The sequence below is a fragment of the Actinophytocola sp. genome (assembly GCF_036002505.1).
In the GTDB taxonomy this organism is placed as follows: Bacteria; Actinomycetota; Actinomycetes; order Mycobacteriales; family Pseudonocardiaceae; genus DASYTH01.
This window is the reverse complement of sequence record NZ_DASYTH010000195.1, coordinates 16490-37656: the sequence shown is the minus strand read 5'-3', so window position 1 is coordinate 37656 and position 21167 is coordinate 16490. Positions and strand designations below refer to the sequence as shown.

At 69.6% G+C, this 21167-nt stretch carries 23 protein-coding genes, 2 tRNA genes and 1 pseudogene; 14 read left to right on the top strand and 12 right to left on the bottom strand.

Annotated features, from left to right (window positions below):
* Nucleotides 1–53: 53 nt before the first annotated feature.
* From VGR06_RS16330 to VGR06_RS16295, 8 genes and pseudogenes are all read left to right on the top strand, one after another.
* Complete coding sequence (locus VGR06_RS16330) at nt 54–665, top strand: DUF721 domain-containing protein (RefSeq protein WP_414637274.1); 612 nt, start codon at nt 54–56, stop codon at nt 663–665.
* 164 nt (nt 666–829) lie between these two features.
* Nucleotides 830–2800, top strand: coding sequence for a DNA topoisomerase (ATP-hydrolyzing) subunit B (gyrB, locus tag VGR06_RS16325; RefSeq protein ID WP_327559924.1), 1971 nt, complete (start codon nt 830–832; stop codon nt 2798–2800).
* A 53-nt stretch (nt 2801–2853) separates the two neighbouring features.
* Nucleotides 2854–5376 carry a DNA gyrase subunit A gene (gene gyrA, locus VGR06_RS16320; RefSeq protein WP_327559923.1) on the top strand — a complete coding sequence of 841 codons (2523 nt, stop codon included), beginning with the start codon at nt 2854–2856 and terminating at the stop codon, nt 5374–5376.
* A 24-nt stretch (nt 5377–5400) separates the two neighbouring features.
* Nucleotides 5401–6210, top strand: coding sequence for a DUF3566 domain-containing protein (locus tag VGR06_RS16315; protein WP_327559922.1), 810 nt, complete (start codon nt 5401–5403; stop codon nt 6208–6210).
* 52 nt (nt 6211–6262) lie between these two features.
* Nucleotides 6263–6336: transfer RNA gene (locus VGR06_RS16310), tRNA-Ile, on the top strand.
* Nucleotides 6337–6636: 300 nt separating this feature from the next.
* A pseudogene (locus VGR06_RS16305) lies at nt 6637–6747 on the top strand (DLW-39 family protein); the annotation flags it as partial.
* A gap of 52 nt (nt 6748–6799) precedes the next feature.
* Nucleotides 6800–6872, top strand: a tRNA-Ala gene (locus VGR06_RS16300).
* 97 nt (nt 6873–6969) lie between these two features.
* Entirely contained in the window at nt 6970–7116 is a 147-nt protein-coding gene (locus tag VGR06_RS16295; protein WP_327559921.1) for a hypothetical protein, read from the top strand.
* Here VGR06_RS16295 and VGR06_RS16290 read toward each other — a convergent pair.
* Both VGR06_RS16290 and VGR06_RS16285 read right to left on the bottom strand, forming a co-directional pair.
* Nucleotides 7113–8237 (bottom strand): XRE family transcriptional regulator, encoded by a 1125-nt coding sequence (locus VGR06_RS16290; RefSeq protein WP_327559920.1) that lies wholly within the window; start codon nt 8235–8237, stop codon nt 7113–7115. The two genes, VGR06_RS16295 and VGR06_RS16290, sit on opposite strands and share 4 nt — an antisense overlap.
* A gap of 35 nt (nt 8238–8272) precedes the next feature.
* Entirely contained in the window at nt 8273–8944 is a 672-nt protein-coding gene (locus VGR06_RS16285) for a hypothetical protein (protein WP_327559919.1), read from the bottom strand.
* Nucleotides 8945–9020: 76 nt separating this feature from the next.
* Here VGR06_RS16285 and VGR06_RS16280 point away from each other — a divergent pair, with 76 nt between their 5' ends.
* Nucleotides 9021–9563 (top strand): DUF2020 domain-containing protein, encoded by a 543-nt coding sequence (locus VGR06_RS16280; RefSeq protein ID WP_327559918.1) that lies wholly within the window; start codon nt 9021–9023, stop codon nt 9561–9563.
* A gap of 66 nt (nt 9564–9629) precedes the next feature.
* On the opposite strand, the gene VGR06_RS16275 is transcribed toward VGR06_RS16280, so the two are convergent.
* Entirely contained in the window at nt 9630–10250 is a 621-nt protein-coding gene (locus VGR06_RS16275; protein ID WP_327559917.1) for a hypothetical protein, read from the bottom strand.
* Between the two features lie 128 nt (nt 10251–10378).
* Here VGR06_RS16275 and VGR06_RS16270 point away from each other — a divergent pair, with 128 nt between their 5' ends.
* Together VGR06_RS16270 and VGR06_RS16265 are read left to right on the top strand one after the other, a co-directional pair.
* The gene (locus VGR06_RS16270) at nt 10379–10903 is read left to right on the top strand and encodes a peptidylprolyl isomerase (RefSeq protein ID WP_414637275.1); all 525 of its coding nucleotides are present in this window, start codon (nt 10379–10381) and stop codon (nt 10901–10903) included.
* Between the two features lie 97 nt (nt 10904–11000).
* Nucleotides 11001–11906 carry a rhomboid family intramembrane serine protease gene (locus tag VGR06_RS16265; RefSeq protein ID WP_414637273.1) on the top strand — a complete coding sequence of 302 codons (906 nt, stop codon included), beginning with the start codon at nt 11001–11003 and terminating at the stop codon, nt 11904–11906.
* On the opposite strand, the gene VGR06_RS16260 is transcribed toward VGR06_RS16265, so the two are convergent.
* Together VGR06_RS16260 and crgA are read right to left on the bottom strand one after the other, a co-directional pair.
* Nucleotides 11907–12323, bottom strand: a complete 417-nt coding sequence (locus VGR06_RS16260; protein WP_327559915.1) for a PH domain-containing protein — start codon at nt 12321–12323, stop codon at nt 11907–11909.
* A 102-nt stretch (nt 12324–12425) separates the two neighbouring features.
* Nucleotides 12426–12692: a cell division protein CrgA gene (crgA, locus tag VGR06_RS16255; protein ID WP_327559914.1), complete on the bottom strand. Its 267-nt coding sequence runs from the start codon at nt 12690–12692 to the stop codon at nt 12426–12428.
* 104 nt (nt 12693–12796) lie between these two features.
* On the opposite strand from crgA, the gene VGR06_RS16250 reads away from it, so the two are divergent.
* Together VGR06_RS16250 and VGR06_RS16245 are read left to right on the top strand one after the other, a co-directional pair.
* Nucleotides 12797–13723, top strand: a complete 927-nt coding sequence (locus tag VGR06_RS16250; protein WP_327559913.1) for a class E sortase — start codon at nt 12797–12799, stop codon at nt 13721–13723.
* On the top strand, nt 13723–13878 hold the full coding sequence (locus VGR06_RS16245; protein ID WP_327559912.1) for a hypothetical protein: 156 nt from the start codon (nt 13723–13725) through the stop codon (nt 13876–13878). The genes VGR06_RS16250 and VGR06_RS16245 overlap by 1 nt, the downstream gene beginning before the upstream one ends.
* Before the next feature lie 6 nt (nt 13879–13884).
* On the opposite strand, the gene VGR06_RS16240 is transcribed toward VGR06_RS16245, so the two are convergent.
* The 6 genes from VGR06_RS16240 to VGR06_RS16215 form a co-directional block, all read right to left on the bottom strand.
* Complete coding sequence (locus VGR06_RS16240; RefSeq protein ID WP_327559911.1) at nt 13885–14094, bottom strand: ferredoxin; 210 nt, start codon at nt 14092–14094, stop codon at nt 13885–13887.
* A 130-nt stretch (nt 14095–14224) separates the two neighbouring features.
* The gene (locus VGR06_RS16235) at nt 14225–15529 is read right to left on the bottom strand and encodes an NADH-ubiquinone oxidoreductase-F iron-sulfur binding region domain-containing protein (RefSeq protein ID WP_327559910.1); all 1305 of its coding nucleotides are present in this window, start codon (nt 15527–15529) and stop codon (nt 14225–14227) included.
* A complete protein-coding gene (locus VGR06_RS16230; protein ID WP_327559909.1) occupies nt 15526–16089 on the bottom strand; it encodes a ferric reductase-like transmembrane domain-containing protein in 564 nt (187 codons plus the stop codon). Before VGR06_RS16230 ends, VGR06_RS16235 begins: the two co-directional genes overlap by 4 nt.
* Nucleotides 16086–17012 (bottom strand): FAD:protein FMN transferase, encoded by a 927-nt coding sequence (locus VGR06_RS16225; protein ID WP_327559908.1) that lies wholly within the window; start codon nt 17010–17012, stop codon nt 16086–16088. The genes VGR06_RS16230 and VGR06_RS16225 overlap by 4 nt, the downstream gene beginning before the upstream one ends.
* Nucleotides 17009–17293 (bottom strand): hypothetical protein, encoded by a 285-nt coding sequence (locus tag VGR06_RS16220; protein ID WP_327559907.1) that lies wholly within the window; start codon nt 17291–17293, stop codon nt 17009–17011. The genes VGR06_RS16225 and VGR06_RS16220 overlap by 4 nt, the downstream gene beginning before the upstream one ends.
* Before the next feature lie 2 nt (nt 17294–17295).
* Nucleotides 17296–18174 (bottom strand): hypothetical protein, encoded by an 879-nt coding sequence (locus VGR06_RS16215; RefSeq protein ID WP_327559906.1) that lies wholly within the window; start codon nt 18172–18174, stop codon nt 17296–17298.
* A gap of 152 nt (nt 18175–18326) precedes the next feature.
* Here VGR06_RS16215 and VGR06_RS16210 point away from each other — a divergent pair, with 152 nt between their 5' ends.
* Nucleotides 18327–18980, top strand: a complete 654-nt coding sequence (locus VGR06_RS16210) for an aminodeoxychorismate/anthranilate synthase component II (protein ID WP_327559905.1) — start codon at nt 18327–18329, stop codon at nt 18978–18980.
* A gap of 206 nt (nt 18981–19186) precedes the next feature.
* On the opposite strand, the gene pknB is transcribed toward VGR06_RS16210, so the two are convergent.
* Nucleotides 19187–21166: a Stk1 family PASTA domain-containing Ser/Thr kinase gene (gene pknB / locus VGR06_RS16205; RefSeq protein ID WP_327559904.1), complete on the bottom strand. Its 1980-nt coding sequence runs from the start codon at nt 21164–21166 to the stop codon at nt 19187–19189.
* Nucleotide 21167 lies beyond the last annotated feature (1 nt).

Below are 21167 nucleotides of genomic sequence, written 5' to 3'. Positions count from 1 at the left end.
CGGCGACCGAGGGTAACCGTCCACAGTCGCGTAAGCGAGGCCGCGGTGTCGGTGTGACCGAGGAGCAGCGCAGGGGCGAGGAACGAGCACCGAGCAGCGCACGAGGGAACGCTGACACCTCCGGGCGGCCGAGCTGCAGCGACCAGTCAACACAGCCGCGCGGGTCGGATCTGGCCCGGGCCGCGCTGCGGGCCGCCCGCGAGGCCGCGAAGACCTCCCGAACCGCCGCCGGGTCACCGCGTCGTCGCACCGTCACCGGCGGCACCGGATCCCGCCGGCGCCGCCGCTGGTCCGGGGCCGGACCCGACGACCGCGACCCGCAGCCGCTCGGCCGGCTCGCCGCCCGGCTGGCCACCGACCGGGGCTGGGCCGAGCGCCTGGCCGGCGGCCATGTCTTCGGCCGGTGGGCCACACTGGTCGGCGAGGACGTGGCCGAGCACGCCACCCCGGTGGCGCTGGACGGCGGCGTGCTGACCGTGCAGGCGGCGTCCACCGCCTGGGCCACGCAGTTACGGTTACTCCAGCAACAGCTGCTCGCCAAGATCTCCGCCGGTGTGGGCAACGGCGTGGTCAAGCGGATCAAGGTGCAGGGCCCGGCGGCCCCGAGTTGGCGCTACGGTCCCCGGCACGTTTCAGGTCGCGGTCCCAGGGACACGTACGGCTGAATATCCGGGGTTCGGACCCCACGCCGGGAGTCCCGGGTCGTGCCGCTCCTAGTCCGGGCGTCTGGGAGCGCGCTAGGGGTGTCCTTGCCCCCGTTCTGGGTGGGCCCACCAGTAGAATGAGAGGCGGGGGAATCGTCCTGAGAGCACGAGGAGACACCAGGCCCGTGGCAGCCAAGCAGAACGACTACAACGCGCAGTCAATCACCGTGCTCGAGGGCCTGGAAGCGGTTCGCAAACGGCCCGGCATGTACATCGGCTCCACCGGTGAGCGCGGGCTGCACCACCTGGTGTGGGAGGTCGTGGACAACGCCGTCGACGAGGCGATGGCCGGCCACGCCACGCGGGTGGAGGCCACCCTGCTCGCCGACGGCGGGGTGCGGGTGGTCGACGACGGCCGCGGCATCCCGGTCGACATGCACCCCGTGGAGAAGCGCCCGGCCGTCGAGCTGGTGCTGACCACGCTGCACGCCGGCGGCAAGTTCGACGGCGAGTCCTACGCGGTTTCCGGCGGGCTGCACGGCGTGGGCGTCTCGGTGGTCAACGCCCTGTCCTCCGCGCTCGAGGTGGAGATCCTCCGGGACGGCCACGTGTGGACCCAGCGCTACGAGAACACCCAGCCCGCGCATCCGCTCCGCCAGGGCGAGCCCACCCGCAAGACCGGCACGACCGTCACGTTCTGGGCGGACCCGACCATCTTCGAGACCACCGAGTACAACGCCGAGACGATCGCCCGCCGGCTGCAGGAGATGGCGTTCCTCAACAAGGGCCTCACGATCTCGCTGCGCGACGAGCGGGTGTCCGACGCGGACACCGAGGCCGACGCCAGCGGGCAAGCGGCCCGGGTCAAGGAGCGGACCTACTGCTACCCGGGCGGTCTCGAGGACTTCGTCAAGCACATCAACCACGCCCGCGAGCCGATCCACCGCAAGGTGATCTCCTTCGAGGCCAAGGGGGACGGGCTCGAAGTCGAGGTGGCCATGCAGTGGAACACCGGCTACAGCGAGTCGGTGTACACCTTCGCCAACACGATCAACACGGCCGAGGGCGGCACCCACGAGGAGGGCTTCCGGGCGGCGCTCACCCGCGTGGTCAACGTGTACGCCCGGGAGAAGAAGCTGCTCAAGGAGAAGGACACCAACCTCACCGGCGACGACGTCCGTGAGGGCCTCGCCGCGATCGTGTCGATCAAGATGGCGGAGCCGCAGTTCGAGGGCCAGACCAAGCAGAAGCTGGGCAACACCGAGGCGAAGACCTTCGTGCAGACCACCTGCAACGAGCGGCTGGCGCACTGGTTCGAGAGCAACCCGGCCGACGCCAAGGCGATCGTGTCCAAGTCGGTGTCCTCGGCGCAGGCCCGGATCGCCGCGCGCAAGGCCAAGGAGCTGGTGCGGCGCAAGGGCGCGCTGGACGTCGGCGGGCTGCCCGGGAAGCTGAAGGACTGCCGCTCCACCAACCCCGAGGAGTGCGAGCTCTACATCGTCGAGGGTGACTCGGCCGGTGGCTCGGCCAAGGAGGGCAGGGAGTCGCTGTTCCAGGCCATCCTGCCGATCCGCGGCAAGATCATCAACGTGGAGAAGGCCCGGATCGACCGGGTGCTCAAGAACACCGAGGTGCAGAGCCTGATCACCGCACTGGGCACCGGGATCCACGACGAGTTCGACCTGTCCAAGCTGCGCTACCACAAGATCATGCTGATGGCCGACGCCGACGTGGACGGCCAGCACATCACCACGCTGCTGCTCACCTTCCTGTTCCGGTTCATGCGCCCGCTGATCGAGCACGGCCACGTCTACCTGACCCAGCCGCCGCTGTACAAGATCAAGTGGCAGCGCATCGACCCGGAGTTCGCCTACTCCGACCGCGAGCGCGACGGGTTGCTCGAGCAGGGCCTGGCCGGCGGAAAGAAGATCAACAAAGACGACGGCATCCAGCGGTACAAGGGTCTCGGCGAGATGAACGCCGAGGAGCTCTGGGAGACCACGATGGACCCGGCGAACCGGCTGCTGCTCCAGGTGACGCTGGACGACGCGGCAACCGCGGACGAGCTGTTCAGCGTGCTCATGGGCGAAGACGTCGAGGCCCGCCGCTCGTTCATCACCCGCAACGCCAAGGACGTCCGCTTCCTCGACGTCTGACACCGCCTGATAGTTCACCGCAGAACCGACTTACGGAAAGGTTGCTCCACGCCGTGACGGAAACAACCGTGCCGCCCGAGGGCGATCGCGTCGAGCCGGTCGACATCCAGCAGGAGATGCAGCGCTCCTACATCGACTACGCGATGAGCGTGATCGTGAGTCGCGCCCTGCCGGATGTCCGCGACGGGCTCAAGCCCGTGCACCGCCGGGTGCTCTACTCCATGCACGACACCGGTCTGCGCCCGGACCGCAGCCACGTCAAGTGCTCGCGCATCGTCGGCGACGTGATGGGCAACTACCACCCACACGGCGACACCGCGATCTACGACGCGCTGGTGCGGCTGGCCCAGCCGTGGTCGATGCGCTACCCGCTGATCGACGGCCAGGGCAACTTCGGCTCCCCAGGCAATGATCCACAAGCCGCCATGAGGTATACCGAAGCGCGGATGACCCAGCTGGCTTTGGCCATGCTGCGGGACATCGACGAGGACACCGTCGACTTCCGCGACAACTACGACGGCAAGACCCAGGAGCCGACCGTCCTGCCGTCCCGCATCCCCAACCTGCTGATCAACGGCAGCGGCGGGATCGCGGTGGGAATGGCGACCAACATCCCGCCGCACAACCTGCGTGAGGTCGCCGAGGCCGTGGTCTGGGCGCTGGAGAACTGGGACGCCTCGGACGAGGAGACCCTGGCCGCCGCCATGAAACGGATCAAGGGTCCGGACTTCCCCACACACGGCCTGATCCTCGGCACCCAGGGCATCGAGGACGCCTACCGCACCGGTCGCGGCTCGATCCGGATGCGCGCCATCGTGGAAGCGGAGGAGGATGCCAAGGGTCGCACGATCCTGGTCGTCACCGAGCTGCCGTACCAGGTCAACCCGGACAACCTGATCGAGACGATCGCCCAGCTGGTCCGGGACGGGAAGCTCACCGGCATCTCCGAGATCGCCGACGAGTCCAACAAGCGCAGCGGCATGCGCATCGTGATCACGCTCAGGCGGGACGCGGTCGCCAAGGTGGTGCTGAACAACCTGTACAAGCACACCCAGCTGCAGCACAACTTCGGTGTGAACATGCTGGCCCTGGTCGACGACGTGCCGCGGACGCTACGGCTGGACCAGATGATCCGGCACTACGTCCGGCACCAGGTCGAGGTCATCGTCCGGCGCACCCGCTTCCGGCTGCGCAAGGCCGAGGAGAAGGCGCACATCCTGCGCGGCCTGGTCAAGGCGCTGGACGCGCTGGACGAGGTGATCGCGCTGATCCGGCGCTCGCCCACCGTTGACGAGGCGCGCACCGGCCTGATGGAGCTGCTCGACATCGACCAGATCCAGGCCACCGCGATCCTGGACATGCAGCTGCGCCGGCTGTCCGCCCTGGAGCGGCAGAAGATCATCGACGAGTTGGCCGAGATCGAGCGGATCATCGCCGACCTGCAGGACATCCTGGCCAGCCCCGAGCGGCAGCGCACGATCGTCCGCGACGAGCTGATGGAGATCGTCGAGAAGCATGGCGACGACCGGCGCACCCGGATCATCCCGTTCGACGGCGAGGTGTCGATCGAGGACCTGATCGCGGTCGAGGACGTGGTCGTCACGATCACCCGCACCGGCTACGCCAAGCGCACCAAGACCGACCTGTACCGGGCGCAGAAGCGCGGCGGCAAGGGCGTGCAGGGCGCCGGCCTGAAACAGGACGACATCGTGGCGCACTTCTTCGTGTGCTCCACCCACGACTGGATCCTGTTCTTCACCAACAAGGGCCGGGTGTACCGGGCCAAGGCCTACGAGCTGCCCGAGGCCTCACGCAACGCCCGCGGCCAGCACGTGGCGAACCTGCTCGCGTTCCAGGCGGACGAGCACATCGCGCAGGTCATCCAGATCAAGGACTACGAGGCCGCGCCATACCTCGTGCTCGCCACGAAGAGCGGTCTGGTGAAGAAGAGCAAGCTGTCCGATTTCGACTCCAACCGAACCGGGGGTCTGATCGGTATCAACCTGCGTGAGGACGACGAGCTGGTCGGTGCCGTGCTGTGCTCGGCCGATGACGACCTGTTGCTGGTCTCCGCGGGCGGGCAGTCGATCCGGTTCCACGCGACCGACGAGGCGATGCGGCCGATGGGCCGGGCGACGTCCGGAGTGCTCGGCATGCGGTTCAACACCGGCGACGAGCTGCTCACCCTCGGAGTGGTCCGGGAGGACACGTTCGTGCTGGTCGCGACGGACGGCGGCTATGCCAAGCGGACACCGATCGAGGAGTACTCGGTACAGGGCCGGGGTGGCAAGGGCGTACTCACCGTTCAATATGACCGCAGGCGTGGCAGGCTGGTGGGTGCGCTCATCGTCGACATCGACGACGAGGTGTTTGCCATCACGTCAACGGGCGGGGTGATCAGGACCACCGCCAAGGAGGTACGCAAGGCCGGTCGGCAGACGAAGGGAGTGCGGTTGATGAACCTCGGCGAGGGCGCCAGCCTGGTCGCGATCGCACGGAGTGCGGACGAGCCTTCGGATGCCAACGGGAACGGGAGTGGCAACGGCGACGGGGACGCCGCCGGGCCATCGCAGTAAGCAAAGGTAGGGGACGGGACGCTCGTGACACCATCCGAGAAGCCGAGTCGCAACGGTCAGGAAGCGCAACCTGAGGCCGAGCGGACGACCGTGGTGGTCTCCGCCGAGGACGTCCCGGCTGCCGACGCACCCACCGTGTCCGTCGGCCGGGCCGAGGCGACCGAGAACGTCGAACTGGGTAACGGAGCCCCGCCCCCGTGGCAGCGGGTGAGCCACGACGCGGCGTTCACCCGCCCCGTCCCCGGTTCGGACGAGCCGACCCTGGCGGTGCCGGTGGACCATCCCGTGGTCACCGGCACCGCCGCCCCCCGGCTGTTCGGCGAGCCCCTGCCGACCCCGCCCAGCGGCACCGGCTACGCCCTGCCCCCGCGCACCACCGTCCACCTCGAAGGCGCCACCCCCGGCGCCGGCATCCCACGCCCGCCCACAGCCACCGCCTCCGCGCCCAACGTGCTGCGCCGCCCCGGCCGCGGTCCCCGCCGGGCCAACCTGCAGATCAAGCGCTTCGACCCCTGGTCGGTCCTCAAGCTCTCCCTGGTCCTCGGCGTCGCCCTGTTCTTCGTCTGGCTCGTCGCCGTCGGCGCGCTCTACGCCGTCCTCGACGGCATGGGCGTCTGGGACAAGGTCAACGGCATCTCCACCGACCTGCTCCAGGGCAACGAGGGCAGCTCCCAACCCCTGATCAGCGCCGGCCGCGTCTTCGGCATCGCCGCCATCGTCGGCGCCGTCAACATCGTCCTGTTCAGCGCCCTCGCCACGGTCGGCGCGTTCGTCTACAACGTCTCCGCGGACCTCGTCGGCGGTCTCGAAGTCACCCTCGCCGAACGGGAGTGAGGTACTGGTTTGAGGCCGCACCAACGGTTCAGGTAACCTTCCTCGCGCACCCGGGCCTATAGCTCAGACGGTTAGAGCGCTTCGCTGATAACGAAGAGGTCGGAGGTTCAAGTCCTCCTAGGCCCACGACCTCTGGCTTGGCCTGCTTGGCGGCGGTGCCGCCTCGCCTGGTCGGTCGTCATCATGTTGGGGCCGAGCCCCCAAACCCCCCACGGTGCTAGCTCCTTCTGACCCGGCGCTGGGGGCGTTGGTTTGGACCAGCATGGGGCTTCGGCCCTTGGACCCCGGGGCGGGTCGCACACCTCGACTGATGCTCGTGGTTGGTGGGTTGGGCCGGGTGGGCGTGGGTGGGGTTGTGGCAGACTGGGGGTTCTAGCAGGCAGGCCCGTGTGGGTCATGGTCGTTGTGCCAAGGGAGGCATTGAACGTGAAGAAGTTGCTCGCACTCGCGGTCGCCGCTGGCGGGGTGTTCTTCGTGTTGCGGCGGAAGAGCGCGGCCAAGGCTGAGGCGGACTTGTGGCGCGAGGCCACGGCCCCGGCTGGCGACGCCAAGAAGTAGCTTTCGGTGCGGGCTCGGGCCCGCGCCGCCTGGGGACGTAGCTCAATTGGCAGAGCACTGCCTTTGCAAGGCAGGGGTTAGGGGTTCGATTCCCCTCGTCTCCACGTCCTCGGCGGACGTGTGTCCGCGGACTGCGTCGTCCGTCATCATTTTGCGGGGCCGAGCCCGCAGCTAGTACGACGCCGGAACCTCCTGGTGTTCATGGACGGCGGCAACGTGACCGCTGCCCTGTCCGTGCTCCCTGATCTGCTCGTCACCGGCAGCGAACACACCTGGGGATCCGACACCGTCCTCGAACCGCGCACCGAACGCCGGCCGTCTGCTCTGCGGCTGACGAAGCCGAGCTAGTTGCCGGCTTGTTCGGCCGGTGGCCGACGCCCGTCTGGATCGCGTACCAGCGCCAGTTTGGGGCGGACGAGCGGTGTGCCCGTGCCGGGAAACCCGCCAGATCCGGGCGTAGGGCCCAGAGTGAGGCCGAACGTGAGGCTGTGGAGGTCTTCGGGGGTGATGTTGAGGGCGGCAGCTGCGTCGGTGGGTGTGGTGCCGGTGTGGCGGAGGTGTTGCCAGACCTTGGTGAGGAGTTGGGAGTTTTCGCGGGGGAGGCCGTCGGGTTCAGCTCGGCGGTAGCCGCGTTTGGCCAGTTCGACGCAGGTGTGGCGGTATTGCCAGTCGGTGAGAAGGCCCAGGTCGTGCAGGCGGTAGGTCAGGGCCAGGGCGGAGACTTTCCAGGCGTGTTTGGCTCGGAGGATGTGGGTGAGCAGGGGGGATGGGGGGAGCTGCTCCTGGATGCTGGTGCGGGGCATGAGGACGGCGGCGGCGAAGGCGTTGGCTTCGAACTCGTCGTGGGGGGCGGAGCCGGAGTGGAGTACGAGATGGCCCAGTTCGTGGGCGGCGTCGAAGCGGCCGCGTTCGGCGGACTTCAGCATGTTGAGGATGACGAAGGGGCGTCCGTTGTGCCAGAAGGAGAAGGCGTCGACTTCGGTGCAGTCGGTGGCGAGGGAGAAGACGCGGACGCCGTGGGCCTCGAGGAGATGCACGGTGTTCGGGATGGGGGTGGTACCGAGAGCCCAGCGGGAGCGGACCATCTCGGCCGCGGTCTCGGGATCGGGTTTGTCCAATGTGGGCACATCGGGTTCGGGGAGGCGGAAGTGGCGCTCCAGCCAGGAGTTGAACTCGATGGCGAGGCAGGCGGCGCCGCGTGCAGCATCCCGTTGGGACGCGGCGAGCTTGGTGCGGGCGCGGAACGCGAGGGCGGGCTCGGGCAGGTCGGGGATGTCCGGACCGCTGAAAAAGGGTAGGGGGAAGCCGAGCTCGGCGGCGATCCGGTCGAGCGTGCGCGCGGATGGGGTGCTGCGGCCGCGCTCGTAGTTGGAGATGCTCTGCCCGGTCAGCGCGACTCGGCGGGCGAGCTCGGTGGCGGTGAGCCCGCGCCGCTTTCGGGCCAGGACGAGGCGCTGCGGATTGAACATGGCCGGCTCATTGTTGTCGACGCGGCGAACTGGAGCTACAGCGGCTCGACGAGAACGTCCAGGCCCTCGAGGTTCCCGGGGACGCCGCCCGGGAGCACGACCGGGCCGAGGTTCATGGGCGGCAACAGGATCCGCGCCAACCAGGAGGTGATCTTGCTGCCTTCGGTAGTGGGCGCCGGCAGGGATACCTCGCGATGCACGTGTAGTTCACCGCTGTCCGGCACGGCGTTGATGAGCAGGAACCAGATGTTGAGCTCGGCCAGCTCGTGATCCTCGAGGAGGCCCGTGCCGGCCACTTCGGCCCTGCTCAGCAGGGGAAGGGTGTGGTTGCCCGCGGTGACCTTGGCATACGCCGGGCCCATCGGGCGTTTGCTGGTCATCTGACCGCCGTAGGAGAAGCCGGTGATCTCGTTACCCAGCATGACGCCGAGCGCGATCGTCTTCTCGGGGTTGCGCACCAGCGGGATGTTGAGCTGGTCGGACCGGACCCAGTCGGCCTCCTCCCGCAGGCGCTGGCGCAGCGTACCGACCCTGGCCATCCAGTTCTTGAACCCGGCCGCGACTGACGGCTCGTCCGTCGAGGTGTTGATGGCGGCGTCGAACCCTGCGCGGATTGCGTCATCCAGCCATTCGAGCCGGATACCCAGCGAGGCGAGCATGCGCGGTGCGTCATCGTCCTTGTACACCGCAATCGCCGGTGCAGCCACGCCACCTCCACCCGTGAGTTATAAAAACTCTACCATGTTTGAGGTCCATCACGGATCTGGTTGACTGTGCGGCGCTATGGGTCGACGAGCCGTGATCATGATGGGCTGCCTGGTGGCCGGGCTGGCGGCATGTACCGCCAAGCCGGCCGCGCAGCCGGAGGTGCCGCCTGCGAGTGCGCCGGAGACGACCGTGCCGACCACCAGTGCGGTGCCGCCGGCGAATCCGGTGCCGGGGGTCGAGGCGAAGTGTCCTTACCTGGAGAGTGCGTACGTCGCTGATGCGAACGGGCAGCGGGTGGGGAAGGTGCGGGTGTCGGCGGACAAGCCGCATCCGGCGTGCTTCTTCTACCGGTCGGACGGGAAGATCCAGCTGAGCGTGCAGGTGTATGTGGGGGACGCGGGCAGTGCGAAGGCGTTGGTGGACAAGGTGGCGCCGGTGAGCACGGCCGATCCGGCGACCCTGGCGGACGGCTGGGCGGGTGGTTCGCAGTCGACCAGCACCGGGGCCGTGTTCGCCGTGGCGAAGGAGAAGTCGGCGGTCGTGATCACGACGAACCAGAAGCAGACGATCAAGGCCAAGCGGGTGGCGGAGCAGACCATTGCCGCGTTGGCGCTCTGACTCTGGATGCGGTGAAGGCGTCGTTCCGCACGGCCAGCGCGAGGAACGACGCCTTCAGCGCACTTGCTAGTTCGGGCGGGTGGCCGGCTTGGGCTTGGTCTGCCCGTTGTGCTGGCTCTTCTCGGATTCCTCGGACTCGGGGCGCGGGGTCGCCGCCCTGGGCTCGGCCTCGGGTGCGCGGGGCTCCGGGGCGGAGGGGATGGGCTCGGACTTCGAGCGGCGCAGGTAGGCGACGCTCGCGCCGATGCCGACGGCCAGCACGAGGAGGGGCCAGCGGCGGCGCCGGTGGCCCGATTCCTTGGCGGCGGCCTTCTTGCCGGCTTTGGCCGCAGCCTTGAGCTCGCTCTTGGTTGTGGCGGCGACCTTTCTGGTCTTGGCCTTGACCGTTGCCGCTTCCTTGCGGGCGTCTTTGGCCGCCTTGGCCAGTTCCTTGCGGGTGTGCTTGGCGGTGCGGGCGAGCCGGCGGCGCGCCCGGCGGGTGGTCTTGGCCATCTCGTCGCGGGCGACCTGGGCGCCTTCCGCCAGCGCCTCGCCCAGTTGCTGGGGGCCGACGCCGTGTTCGGTCAGCTTGTGCTCGGCGGCGTGCGCGGCCCGTGCGGTCGCCTCGGCGCCGGCGTGACCGGCCCGGCGCATCACATCCAGGCCGGCCGCGACGGCCTTGCCGACCGTCTCTCCGGCCCGAGTCATCGACTTCACCTCGTCCATCGTGTGCTCCAGTGGCTCAGTGGGACGTTTCCATCGTGCCCCCTGCCGGGCAATCCTGCCCAAGATGGCACGATGACCAGGTGGCAGACAGCAGCGGTTCCTTCGTTGGGATGAAAGTGGCGGCCACCCTGCACACCACGCAGGGTGCTATCCGGCTGAACCTTTTCCCTGATCACGCACCCAAAACCGTGGCGAACTTCGTGGGCCTCGCCGAGGGCACGAAGGAGTACTCCCCGGCCAACGCCAAGGGCGCGCAGACCGGCCCCTATTTCGACGGGTCGATCTTCCACCGGGTGATCGACGGGTTCATGATCCAGGGCGGCGACCCGACCGGTACCGGCAGAGGCGGGCCCGGGTACAACTTCGCCGACGAGTTCCACCCGGAGCTGCAGTTCAACAGGCCGTACCTGCTGGCGATGGCCAACCCCGGCCAGCCGAACCGGAACGGCTCGCAGTTCTTCATCACGGTGGCGCCGGCGACCTGGCTCAACTTCAAGCACACGATCTTCGGCGAGGTCGCCGACCAGGATTCGCGTACCGTGGTTGATGAGATCGCACGCGCCGCGACCAAGGCCGACCGGCCGGTCAAGGACGTCGTGATCGAGCGGATCACCATCGAGAAGTCCGAGGGCTAGTGAGTGAGCTTGCGAGCGAGCCAATAGGTACCGCCCTGTCGCCGAGCTTGCGAGGCGAGAGGGTTGCCGGCACCGAGCTTGCGAGGTGCTGGTCCAATTGAGCACTCCGCCGGAACCGCCGCAATCCTGGGGGACGCAGGCGGCGATGCCGAGCTGCGCGCGGCACCCGGACCGGCCGACGGGACTGCGGTGTACCCGGTGTGACCGCCCGGCCTGCCCGGAGTGCCTGCGCGAGGCGTCGGTCGGCTACCAGTGCGTGGACTGCGTGAACGAGGGCCGGAGCGCCGTACGGCGGGGAACCACCGTCGCCGGCGCCCAGCCGACGCAGCGGCTCGTGGTCATGCCGGTGCTGGTGGCGCTGAACCTGGTGGTCTTCGCCGTCACCGCGTACCAGGCGCAAAGCGTGGGGCACAACGAGAACAGCCGGCTGTTCCTGGACTGGTACCTCGCCCCGGGGGTCGTCGCCGACGGCGAGTGGTGGCGGCTGTTCACGTCCGGGTTCCTGCATTTCGGGCCGGTGCACATCGCGTTGAACATGATCGCGCTGTACATCCTCGGCCGGGATCTCGAGCCGATTCTCGGGCGGCTGCGGTTCACCGCGGTGTATCTGGTGTCGCTGCTCGGCGGCGGGGTGGCGGTGTTCCTGTTCGGGGACGTGAACTCGGCGGTGGCCGGAGCGTCCGGTGCGGTGTTCGGGCTGATGGGCGGCATCGCGGTGGTGACCTTCCGGCTCAAGCTCAATCCCGGGCCGGCACTGGGCATCATCGCCATCAACGTGTTCATGAGCGTGACGCTGCCCGGGATCTCGCTCCTGGGTCACCTGGGTGGCCTGGTCGTGGGCGCGATCGCGACGGCGGCGATGGTGTACCCGCCGCGCCGGTCCCGCAACGCCTGGCAGGCCGGCACCTTGCTGGCCCTCGCCGCGGCGCTGATCGGGTTGGCGATGGTGCGGGGCGCCCAGCTCAGCGAGCTGTTCTGCACGGCGCAGTTCGGCTGCCACTGATCAGGTTCGCAGCGCGAGGATCGCGTCCATCACGTCGACCGGGTCGGCGCCGAGGTCGAGCCGGCCCAGTACGACCAGGTCCGGGTCGGCGTCGAGCTCGATCGTGGTCACCACCCGGCCGAACCGCCGGGTGTGCGCCAGCCGCACGTTCACCTCGGCCCAGGCCCAGCGCCGCCGGCTGAGCAGCCCGCGCACGGTGATCCCGGTCTGGTCGGCGGCGAGCCGGGGCCGGGCCACGGTGCCGAACAGGCCGAGCAGGAACAGCACCAGCGCGACGACGCCGAGCAGCAGCCGGCCCGGCGCGTCATCGGTCAGCAGCACCCAGCCGACCACTCCGGCGGCCAGCACCCACGCGAGGCCTACCAGGGCCGGAATCGGCGCCCAGGAACGGGTTTCGGGCAGGGCTTGGTTGTCCACAGGGGTTGTCCACACTGGGGATGAGTTACAGCCGTGTGTTTCAGTGACGCTACGCTGAATGGCCGTATCGGTATGAATAACCGGCGGCGCGAAAACAAACGGTCAGCGCCACCGCATGGTCATCAGCAGCCCGCCGATCATCAGCGCGAAGCCGATGGCGAAGTTCCAGTTGCCCAGGTCTTTCATGACCGGGACCTTCTCGCCGGCGATGTAGTTGACCACCAGCCAGGCCAGGCCGAGGATCATCACGGCGAGCATCACCGCGACGTAGATCGGGTGGGACGGTCCGGCCGACTTCACCTTCACCGGCGTCCGGCGATCGGCCGGTGCGGTGTATACATCCTTCTTGCGGACCTTGGACTTGGGCATCGAGAGTCCTCACCTGACTATGGAGCCTGACTCAACACGTTAACGTAACCGAGCAGGCCGACGAACCACTAGAGCATAGGGTGAGCGCTTCGCCGGGAGGACGCGTGGGCAGTGTCGAGGACACCCGCCAGGGTATTGGGCACATCTCCGGGGCCCTGACCGGCCCGGATGTTCCCGCGCCCCGCCGGGGCCGCCGGGGTGCCCGCCCGGACCCGGTGCGCACGGTGGTTCGAACCGTCGGCGAGGTGCTGATCACGCTCGGCGTGGTGCTGCTGCTGTTCGTGGTCTACGAGGTGTACGTGACGGACTGGCTCTCCGCCGGCAAGCAGCGCGACGCCACCGCGGCGCTGGACGACCAGTGGACCGTCGGCAAGGAGGACCCGCAGCGGGTCGATCACTTCGAGGGGCTCAAGGAAGGCGACGGTTTCGCCAAGCTCTACATCCCCTCGTTCGGGCCGGACTACCACTTCACGATCGTCGAGGGCACCACGGAGAAGTCGCTCGAGGTGGGGCCGGGGCACTACACCGACACCGCCTATCCCGGCGAGCCGGGCAACTTCGCCGTCGCCGGGCACCGGGTCGGCAAGGGCGCCCCGTTCAACGACCTGGACCTGCTCACGTCCTGCGACTCGATCCTCGTCGAAACCAAGACCAGCTGGTACGTCTACCGCGTGCTGCCGATGTCCGGCGAGGTGAAGAACTGGGCGCAGCTCAAGACGTCCAAGCCGCACTGCAACGTGGTCGGGTCCGAGGGGCGGGTGCAGGAGGTCGACCCGATCCCGGCGGACTACACGCAGACGGTCGGCATGGAGATCGTGAAGCCGACCGACGGCTCGGTGATCGCGTCGATTCCGCACAAGCCGAACGCGAAGCTCGCCAAGTCCTCGCAGGAGCCGCTGCTCACGCTGACCACCTGCCACCCGAAGTTCTCCGCCAAGCAGCGGCTGATCATCCACGCCCGGCTCGTCGACCAGCACCCGAAGGATCGGTTGCCCGCCAACCAACCGCCGCCCGAGATGAAGGAAAGCTGATGTACGGCTGGATCTGGCGGCACCTGCCCGGCCCGCTGGCGGTCCGCATCGGCACCGCGGTGGTCCTGGTCGCCGGCGTGGTGGCCTTGCTGATGTTCGTGGTTTTCCCTTGGCTGGAGCCACTTCTGCCGTTCAACGAGGTCACGACCCAGTGATCGCGCCTACTTCTGGCGGCCGGCGTCCAGCTTCAGGGCGAGCATCGGGCAGAGCGTGACAGCCCGCTTGGCGTGCCGGGAGAGGTTCCGCGGCACGGGATCGGGCGAGATCACCGGGTAGCCCCACTCGTCCAGCCCGATCAGCTCGGGCACCAGCTCCGCGCACAACCCGTGGCCATCGCACTCGATCATGTTGACGTGCAGGCGTTCGCTCATGCTGTGTCCAATCGGCTCGCTCCGCTCGCGGGAGCGGGCCTTGACGCGGTGTCTTCCCTCCTGCGCTGCTCGGTCGCTCGCTGGCGCTCGCTCCCTGCGCTGCTCGTCAGTCCAGACACCGCCGGCCCGCTCATCGCCATCCCTCGCTCACGTTCGGCGGGGCCGGAACCGGCAGCATCGGCGGCCGGTAGAGGCCCGGGCAACCGCGGCCGGCGAGATGGTGCTCGACGCAGCCGCCGAACACCCGCAGCGCGCTGTCCACGAGCATGACCACGCCGTCCGGATGCGCGCAGGCGCCGCGCTTGTTCACCATGCCCATGCGGAACCGCAGGCGGTCCAGGGCAACCCGGTCCCGCGCCCAGGTGACCCGGGCCAGGTCGTCGGCGATCGACGGCAGGCCGTTGAAGCACGGGCCGCACTGGCGGGCGTTCTGCGAGGCGAGCCAGGCGGCCACCCGGACGGTCTCCACCAACCCGCACGCGCCGGCCGGCAGGGCGACCACCACGCCGGCGCCCGGCGAGGCCCCCCAGGGCTTGAGCGCCTCCGGCGTGAACGGCACCCCGAGAACGCTCGGGATCACCCAGGCGCCGCCGTAGCCGCCCAGCAGCACGGCCTGCAGCGGCTCGGTGGTGCCGTCGGCCACCCGCAGGATGTCGTTGCCGGTGGCGCCGACCGGAAGCTCGTAGACGCCGCGCGCGCGGACCGCGCCGCTGACCGTGAACAGCGCCGTGCCCGGGGCGTCGCCGGTGCCGGCCAGGCGGAACCAGTCCGGGCCGTGCCGGGCGATCAGGCCGAGATGGGCGAACGTCTCGGTGTTGGACACCAGGGTCGGTTTGCCGCCGACGCCCGCCTTGTACGTGGACACGTCGCGCGGTTTGCCCTCGCCGCCGCCGACCCAGCTGGCCAGCGCCGTGGACTCGCTGGAGACGTACCAGCGCGGCGGCTCCATCACCTCGACGGTCAGGCCGATCGCCTTGCCGCCCCAGTTGTTCGCGGCCCGCTCGGCGATGGCCGCGGCGATCCCCTGGCCGAGGCCGGTGCCGCGGTGCACGCACACGGTCACCTTCTTCGCGCCGACCGCGAGCGCAGCCAGCTCCGCGCCGTCCAGCACCAGGTGCGGGACCGCGCGCAGCAGCAGTTTGTCCTTGCCTGCGGCGGGTTCGCTCTCCGCCCCGTTGACGATCACGTGTGTGCCGCCGGCGTCGCGGCCGTTCCTCGCCACCGTGGCCAGTTTTCGGCCGGTGGGGAACCAGGCGCCGCCGCGCCCGCGTAGGCCGGCCCGGCCGACCATGTCGATCAGTTGCGGCACGACCTGGAGCGGCAACTGGCCGTGCACCGTCGCGTGCTCGCCGAGGGCGGCCGGCCGGCCGGTGGTCAGCCAGCCGCTCAGCAGCCGGGGCCGGCCGTCGTAGTGGACGAGTTGGGGTGTGCTCACAACGGTCTCCTGACTGCCACGCGCCGCCAGCCGGTCACCCGGTACACGCCGGCGGTCAGCACCATCAGCACGGACGCGGCGACCACGCCGAGCACCCAGAGCCGGTCGGTGCCGATGCCGATCGTGTGCCCGAGCGCGATCGGCCAGCCGAGGTAGGCCAGCCAGTGCACGGCGCGCCACCAGAACCGGTTGAGCCGGGTGCGCAGCAGGCTGGTCAGCACCAGCACGATGATCACGTCGAAGGCCGTCGCGCCGAGGCCGACCCAGAACGGCAGGTACGCCGAGACGAACGGGACGAACGCGTCCTGAAGCTCGATCTTGACGTAGCGGTCGAGCAGGATCGTGACCACATGCAGGACCATCAGGCACACCGCGACCAGCGAGACGCTGCGGTGCAGGCTCTCGGTGACGAACCGGGGCCAGCGCGGCGAGACGACCCGACCCGCGGTGAGCAGACCGAGCGTGAACGCCACGGAGAACAGGACGAGCGAGACGAACCCGCTGGCCCTTGTCAGGTACCAGTAGGAGCTTTCGCTGATCAGCGGCGCGGCGGTGATCACGCTACCTCCACAGTGGATAGTTCTGCTTCGTGGGGCCAGCCGGCGATCGCGGTGACCGAGCCGTCGGCGGCGACCAGCCGGGCGGCCAGATCCCTTTCGCCCAGCCATTCCGGGGCGCGGTGGCCGAGGATGAGCGCGGCGGTGGCCGCGGTGTTCGCGGTGACGCAGTCGGCCGCGGCCACCGAGACGTAGCGCCAGATCCGTTGGGCCGGCAGGCCGGTCGCCGGATCCAGCACGTGGTGCAGCACCTCGTCGGCGCGCTTCCAGGTGCGCGCGGTGGTGCTGGACGTCGCCAGGCCCCCGGAGCGCAGGGCGACCACCTGGCCGCCGGTGCTGATCCGGTGGTCCGCGGTGACCCGCACGCCCCAGCCGCCCGCCGGTGCCGGCCCGGCGATCGACAGGTCGCCGCCGAGGTTCACCAGCACGCCGCAGTCGAGCCGCCCGGCGATCTCCCGGGCGGCCACGTCCGCGGCCCAGGCCTTCGCGGTCGCGCCGAGATCGAGCTGAACCCCCGCGGGGAGGGTGACCGACCGGGCCGACGCGTCCAGGGTGATCTCCCGCCAGGTCGCAACCGGCCGAAGTGGACGGACCCGGCGCCGGGAAGCCTTTGGCACAGAGCCGAAGTCGCGGTCGTAGCCGAGCGCGACCAGGCACCGGCCGAGCGCCGGGTCGACCAGGCCGTCGGTGTCCCGGGCGGCCTGGAGTGCGACCTCGAGCGCGGCAAACAGCACCGGGTCCACATCGGACCCGCCACCTTGACTGTTTACAGTGGACAGTGCGGAGTCGGGCCGGAAACGGCTGCACGCCAGGTCGAGGTCGTCGAGGAACTCACGGAGCAGCGCCTCGGCCGTGGCCAGCATGGCCGGTTCGGTCACCAGCAGGTGCGCGGTGGTGCCGAGGGCGGGGAAGCTGACGTCGCTCATGATCCACCCGACGTGGTCGTCTCGTCGCCGCTGGAGCTCTCCGGCTTGTCGTTGACCGGCGGCTGCGCCTGGCCGGCGTTCGTCGGTTTGGTGGCCGGCTTGGTCTTCGTCTTCTGGCCGTAGTCGGTCTTGTTGTTCTGCTTGGGCGGCGGCGCGGCCACCGCGATCCCGGCGCCGATGCCGGCGGTCGCCGCGATGCTCGCCGCGATGATCCCGATGGTGATCCGGTTGACCTTGCGCTGTGCGGCATCCCGCGCCCGTGGGGTGAGTTGCTTGACCACGGCTACCTACCTCCGGTCCAGGCCGCGCGGGCGTTCCGGGCGGCGGTGAGTCCGTCAAGGGCGGCCTGCCGGGCGGCCGCGAACTGCTCGTCGGTGGTGGCGCTGACCAGGATCGCCTCGGCTTCGCCGTGCTTGGCGGCCGCTTCGGCGCGGGCGTCGCCCTCCTCGGGGAGCTCGGCCAGCTCCTCGCCGAGTTGGCGCACCAGCGTGTGCGCCTCGTCCCGGTGCTGTGTGGCGGTGCCGCGGGTGCGCCGCCGGGTGAGCAGCACCAGCGTGGCCACGACCAGCACGCCGAGCCCGATGCCGCCGAGCACCCAGGGCAGCACGGTCGCCGTGTCGTCCGGGCCGGCCACGGCCGCGCCGCCACCCGGCTGGTCGGCGTACCGGTCGAGCCGGCCGGCCTCGGTCGGGCACTTCGGCGCGGCCTTGACCGCGGCCACGAAGTCGCTCACCGGCTTGGTCAGGTCGCTCGGGTTGTCCGGGGTGTTGTTGGCGTCCAGCGCCGCCTCGTTGCCGTTGATCGCGTCCGCCGCGGCCCGGCCGGCGGCGCCCGCGCAGACCACCTCGGAGCCGGCGTAGAAGTACCGCCCGGAGATCACCCCGATGGTGTTGCCGGGCAACGCGGCGGCCATCTGCCGGGGCAGCACGGCCACGTCGTTGACGCTATCGATCCGGGGGATGATCGCGATCTTGATCGGCTCGTTGCCGATGGCCCGGCGGACGGCCTCGACGTCGAGGTTCCGGTTCGCGGCCGGCGCCAGGTACACCGACGTGGTCCGCAGCGCCGCGGTAGCCTCGTCAACCGGCGCCGCGGCGCTCGCGGCCGGCGCGGAACCCAGCAGGCACCCCGCGGCCACGGTCAGCACGGCAAGCTTCCGCAACGGTTTCCCTCCCCGAATCGCACACCCTCAGCAGAGACACGTTCGTATCGGGCGACCGGTTCATGAGGGGCCGATGAGGCGCGAGGTCTGCCCGAGTGGCCGGACCTCCCGGGCAGCGGCTTCTCGTTTGCCGCGGCCAGTACGTTGAGGCCATGCGCGTACTGGTCGTCGACAACTACGACAGCTTCGTCTACAACCTGGTCCAGTACCTGGCCCAGCTCGGCGCCGAGTGCACGGTGCGGCGCAACGACGACCCGGCGCTGTCCGGGCCGGACGCACTGGCCGGGTTCGGTGGCGTGCTGGTCAGCCCCGGCCCGAGCACCCCGGAGCGGGCCGGCGTGAGCATCGACGTGATCAAGCGCTGCGCGGACGCCCGGCTGCCGGTGCTCGGCGTGTGCCTGGGCCACCAGGCGATCGGCGTGGCCTGGGGGGCGACCGTGGACCGCGCGCCGGAGCTACGGCACGGCAAGGTGAGCCTGGTGCACCACACCGGCGCGGGGGTACTCGCCGGGCTGCCCGATCCGTTCACCGCCACCCGCTACCACTCGCTCACCGTGCTCCCGGAGACGATCCCGGACGCCGAGTTCGAGGTCACCGGCCGCACCGAGTCCGGCGTGGTGATGGCCATGCGCCACCGCGAGCTCCCGGTCGAGGGCGTCCAGTTCCACCCCGAGTCCGTGCTCACCGAGGGCGGCCACCGCATGCTCGCCAACTGGCTCACCGCCTGCGGCCACCCCGTCGACGAACACCGCGTGGTCGAACTGGAAACCGCCATGCGCACCCTCGCCGAGGCCGCGCACACCTGAGGCGCCACCCAGCCCGGTCGGTGTGTTGGCTTCTGACGTCGCCGTGTTGGCCCGTGGCGTCGCCGTGTTGGCCGAACGTGTGGTGGCGTCGCCGTCAGCGGTGTCCGACGTCGTCGTCACCAGCCAACACACCCACGCCACAAGCCAACACGACGACGTGGCACGCCAACACAGTGACGTGAGACGCCAACATGGTTACCTAGGCACTATTGGGTGGCGCGCTTGCAGACCTGGATGCCGACGGTCTCGTCGGGGGTGATGTCCGAGTTCGGCCGCTGCTGCTGGTCGGTGATCTTGTTGACCTCCGTGACGTTGCACTGGGGGTCGTCGATCTGGTTGAACTGACCGGTCCAGCCGCGTTGGCGGAGGATCTGCTGGGCGTCGTTGACGGTCTGGCCGGTCAGGTCGGGCATCTTGATCTTTTGCTGGTCGCCCTTGGAGACGCTCAGCGTCACCGTGGTGTCCGGCTTTACCTTGCCGCTCTTGGGGTTCTGGTCGATCACCTTGCCGGCGGGCTGGTCCGAGGAGACCTCGTTGACCTGGACCTTCAGGCCGATGCCTTCCAGGTTGGACTTGGCCGTGTTGACGTCCTGGCCGATCACGTTGATCACGGTGACCGTGTTGGCGGACTTGCCGATGGTGATCGTGACCGCGCTGCCCACGTTGACCGACTGGCCACCGGGTGGGCTCTGGTCGGCCACCTTGCCGATGAGTTTGTCATCATCGGTCTCGATCTGTTGCGGGTTGACCGTGACGGTGAGCTTGGCGTCGGTCAGCTTCTTGGTGGCGTCCTGCTGCGACAAGCCCTTGACGTCGGGGACGGAGACCTTGTCGGGCTGGCCGCCGACCTGCAGCGTGACCTTGTCGGACTTCCTGACGCTGCTGTTGGGCGCCGGTTCGGTGTTGAGCACCTTGCCGATGTTCTCCGGACCGCACGGCCCCGGCGAGCCGTCCGCGGCCGCCTGGCACGGCACCGCCTGCACCGTGACGTTGCTGAACCCCTGCTCGCGCAGCACCCGCTGCGCCTCGGACTGGGTCTGCCCGATCACGTTGGGCACGGTGACCTTGTCGCCCGGGGTGTCGGTCTTGCCGAACACCAGGGTGGCCAGCCAGGCGATGACGCCGACCAGGGCCAGCGCGAGGATCGTGATCAGGGCGATCATCCACGCCTTGCGCCGCCGGCGCCGGCGGTCCTCCTCCTCGTCGGCGTACGGGTCGTAGGCGTCGTAGTCGTCGGCCAGCGCCGCAGGGCGGTGCCGGCCGCGTGGCAGCTCCGGCTGCGGGCGCCCGGCGGACATCACCGCGGTGCGCAGCTCCTCGGTCATCACCATCGGCGCCAGCGGCCGCTGCCCGGACAGCACCCGCACCAGGTCGGTGCGCATCTCGGCGGCGGACTGGTAGCGGTTGGCCGCACCCTTGGCCATCGCCTTGAGCACCACGGCGTCCAGCGCCGGGTTCACCCTCGGGTTCAGCGCAGACGGCGGTTTGGGGTCCTCCCGGACGTGCTGGTAGGCCACCGCGACCGGGGAGTCACCGGTGAACGGCGGCTCACCGGTGAGCAGCTCGAACAGCACGCACCCGGCGGCGTACACGTCGCTGCGGGCGTCCACCGCCTCGCCGCGGGCCTGCTCCGGCGACAGGTACTGCGCGGTGCCGATCACCGCGGCGGTCTGCGTGACCGCGGCCTGCCCGTCGGCCACCGCGCGCGCGATGCCGAAGTCCATCACCTTGACCGCGCCGCTCTTCGTGATCATCACGTTGGCCGGCTTGACGTCCCGGTGCACGATCCCGTGCCGGTGGCTGAAGTCCAGCGCGGCGCAGACGTCCGCCATGATCTCCATGGCGCGCTGGCCGGGCAGCGGGCCCTCGGTCTTCACGATGTCCCGCAGCGTCCGGCCGTCCACGTACTCCATGACGATGTAGGGCAGCGGGCCGTAGCTGGTGCGGGTCTCGCCGGTGTCGTAGACCGCGACGATCGCAGGATGGTTCAGGGCCGCGGCGTTCTGCGCCTCGCGTCTGAACCGCTCCTGGAACTGAGGGTCGCGGGCCAGGTCGGCGCGCAGGACCTTCACCGCGACCTCGCGGCTGAGGCGGACGTCGCGACCTCGGTGAACCTCGGACATGCCGCCGTAACCGAGTGTCTCGCCCAGCTCGTAGCGGTTGGATAGCAGTCGCGGTGTGGTCATC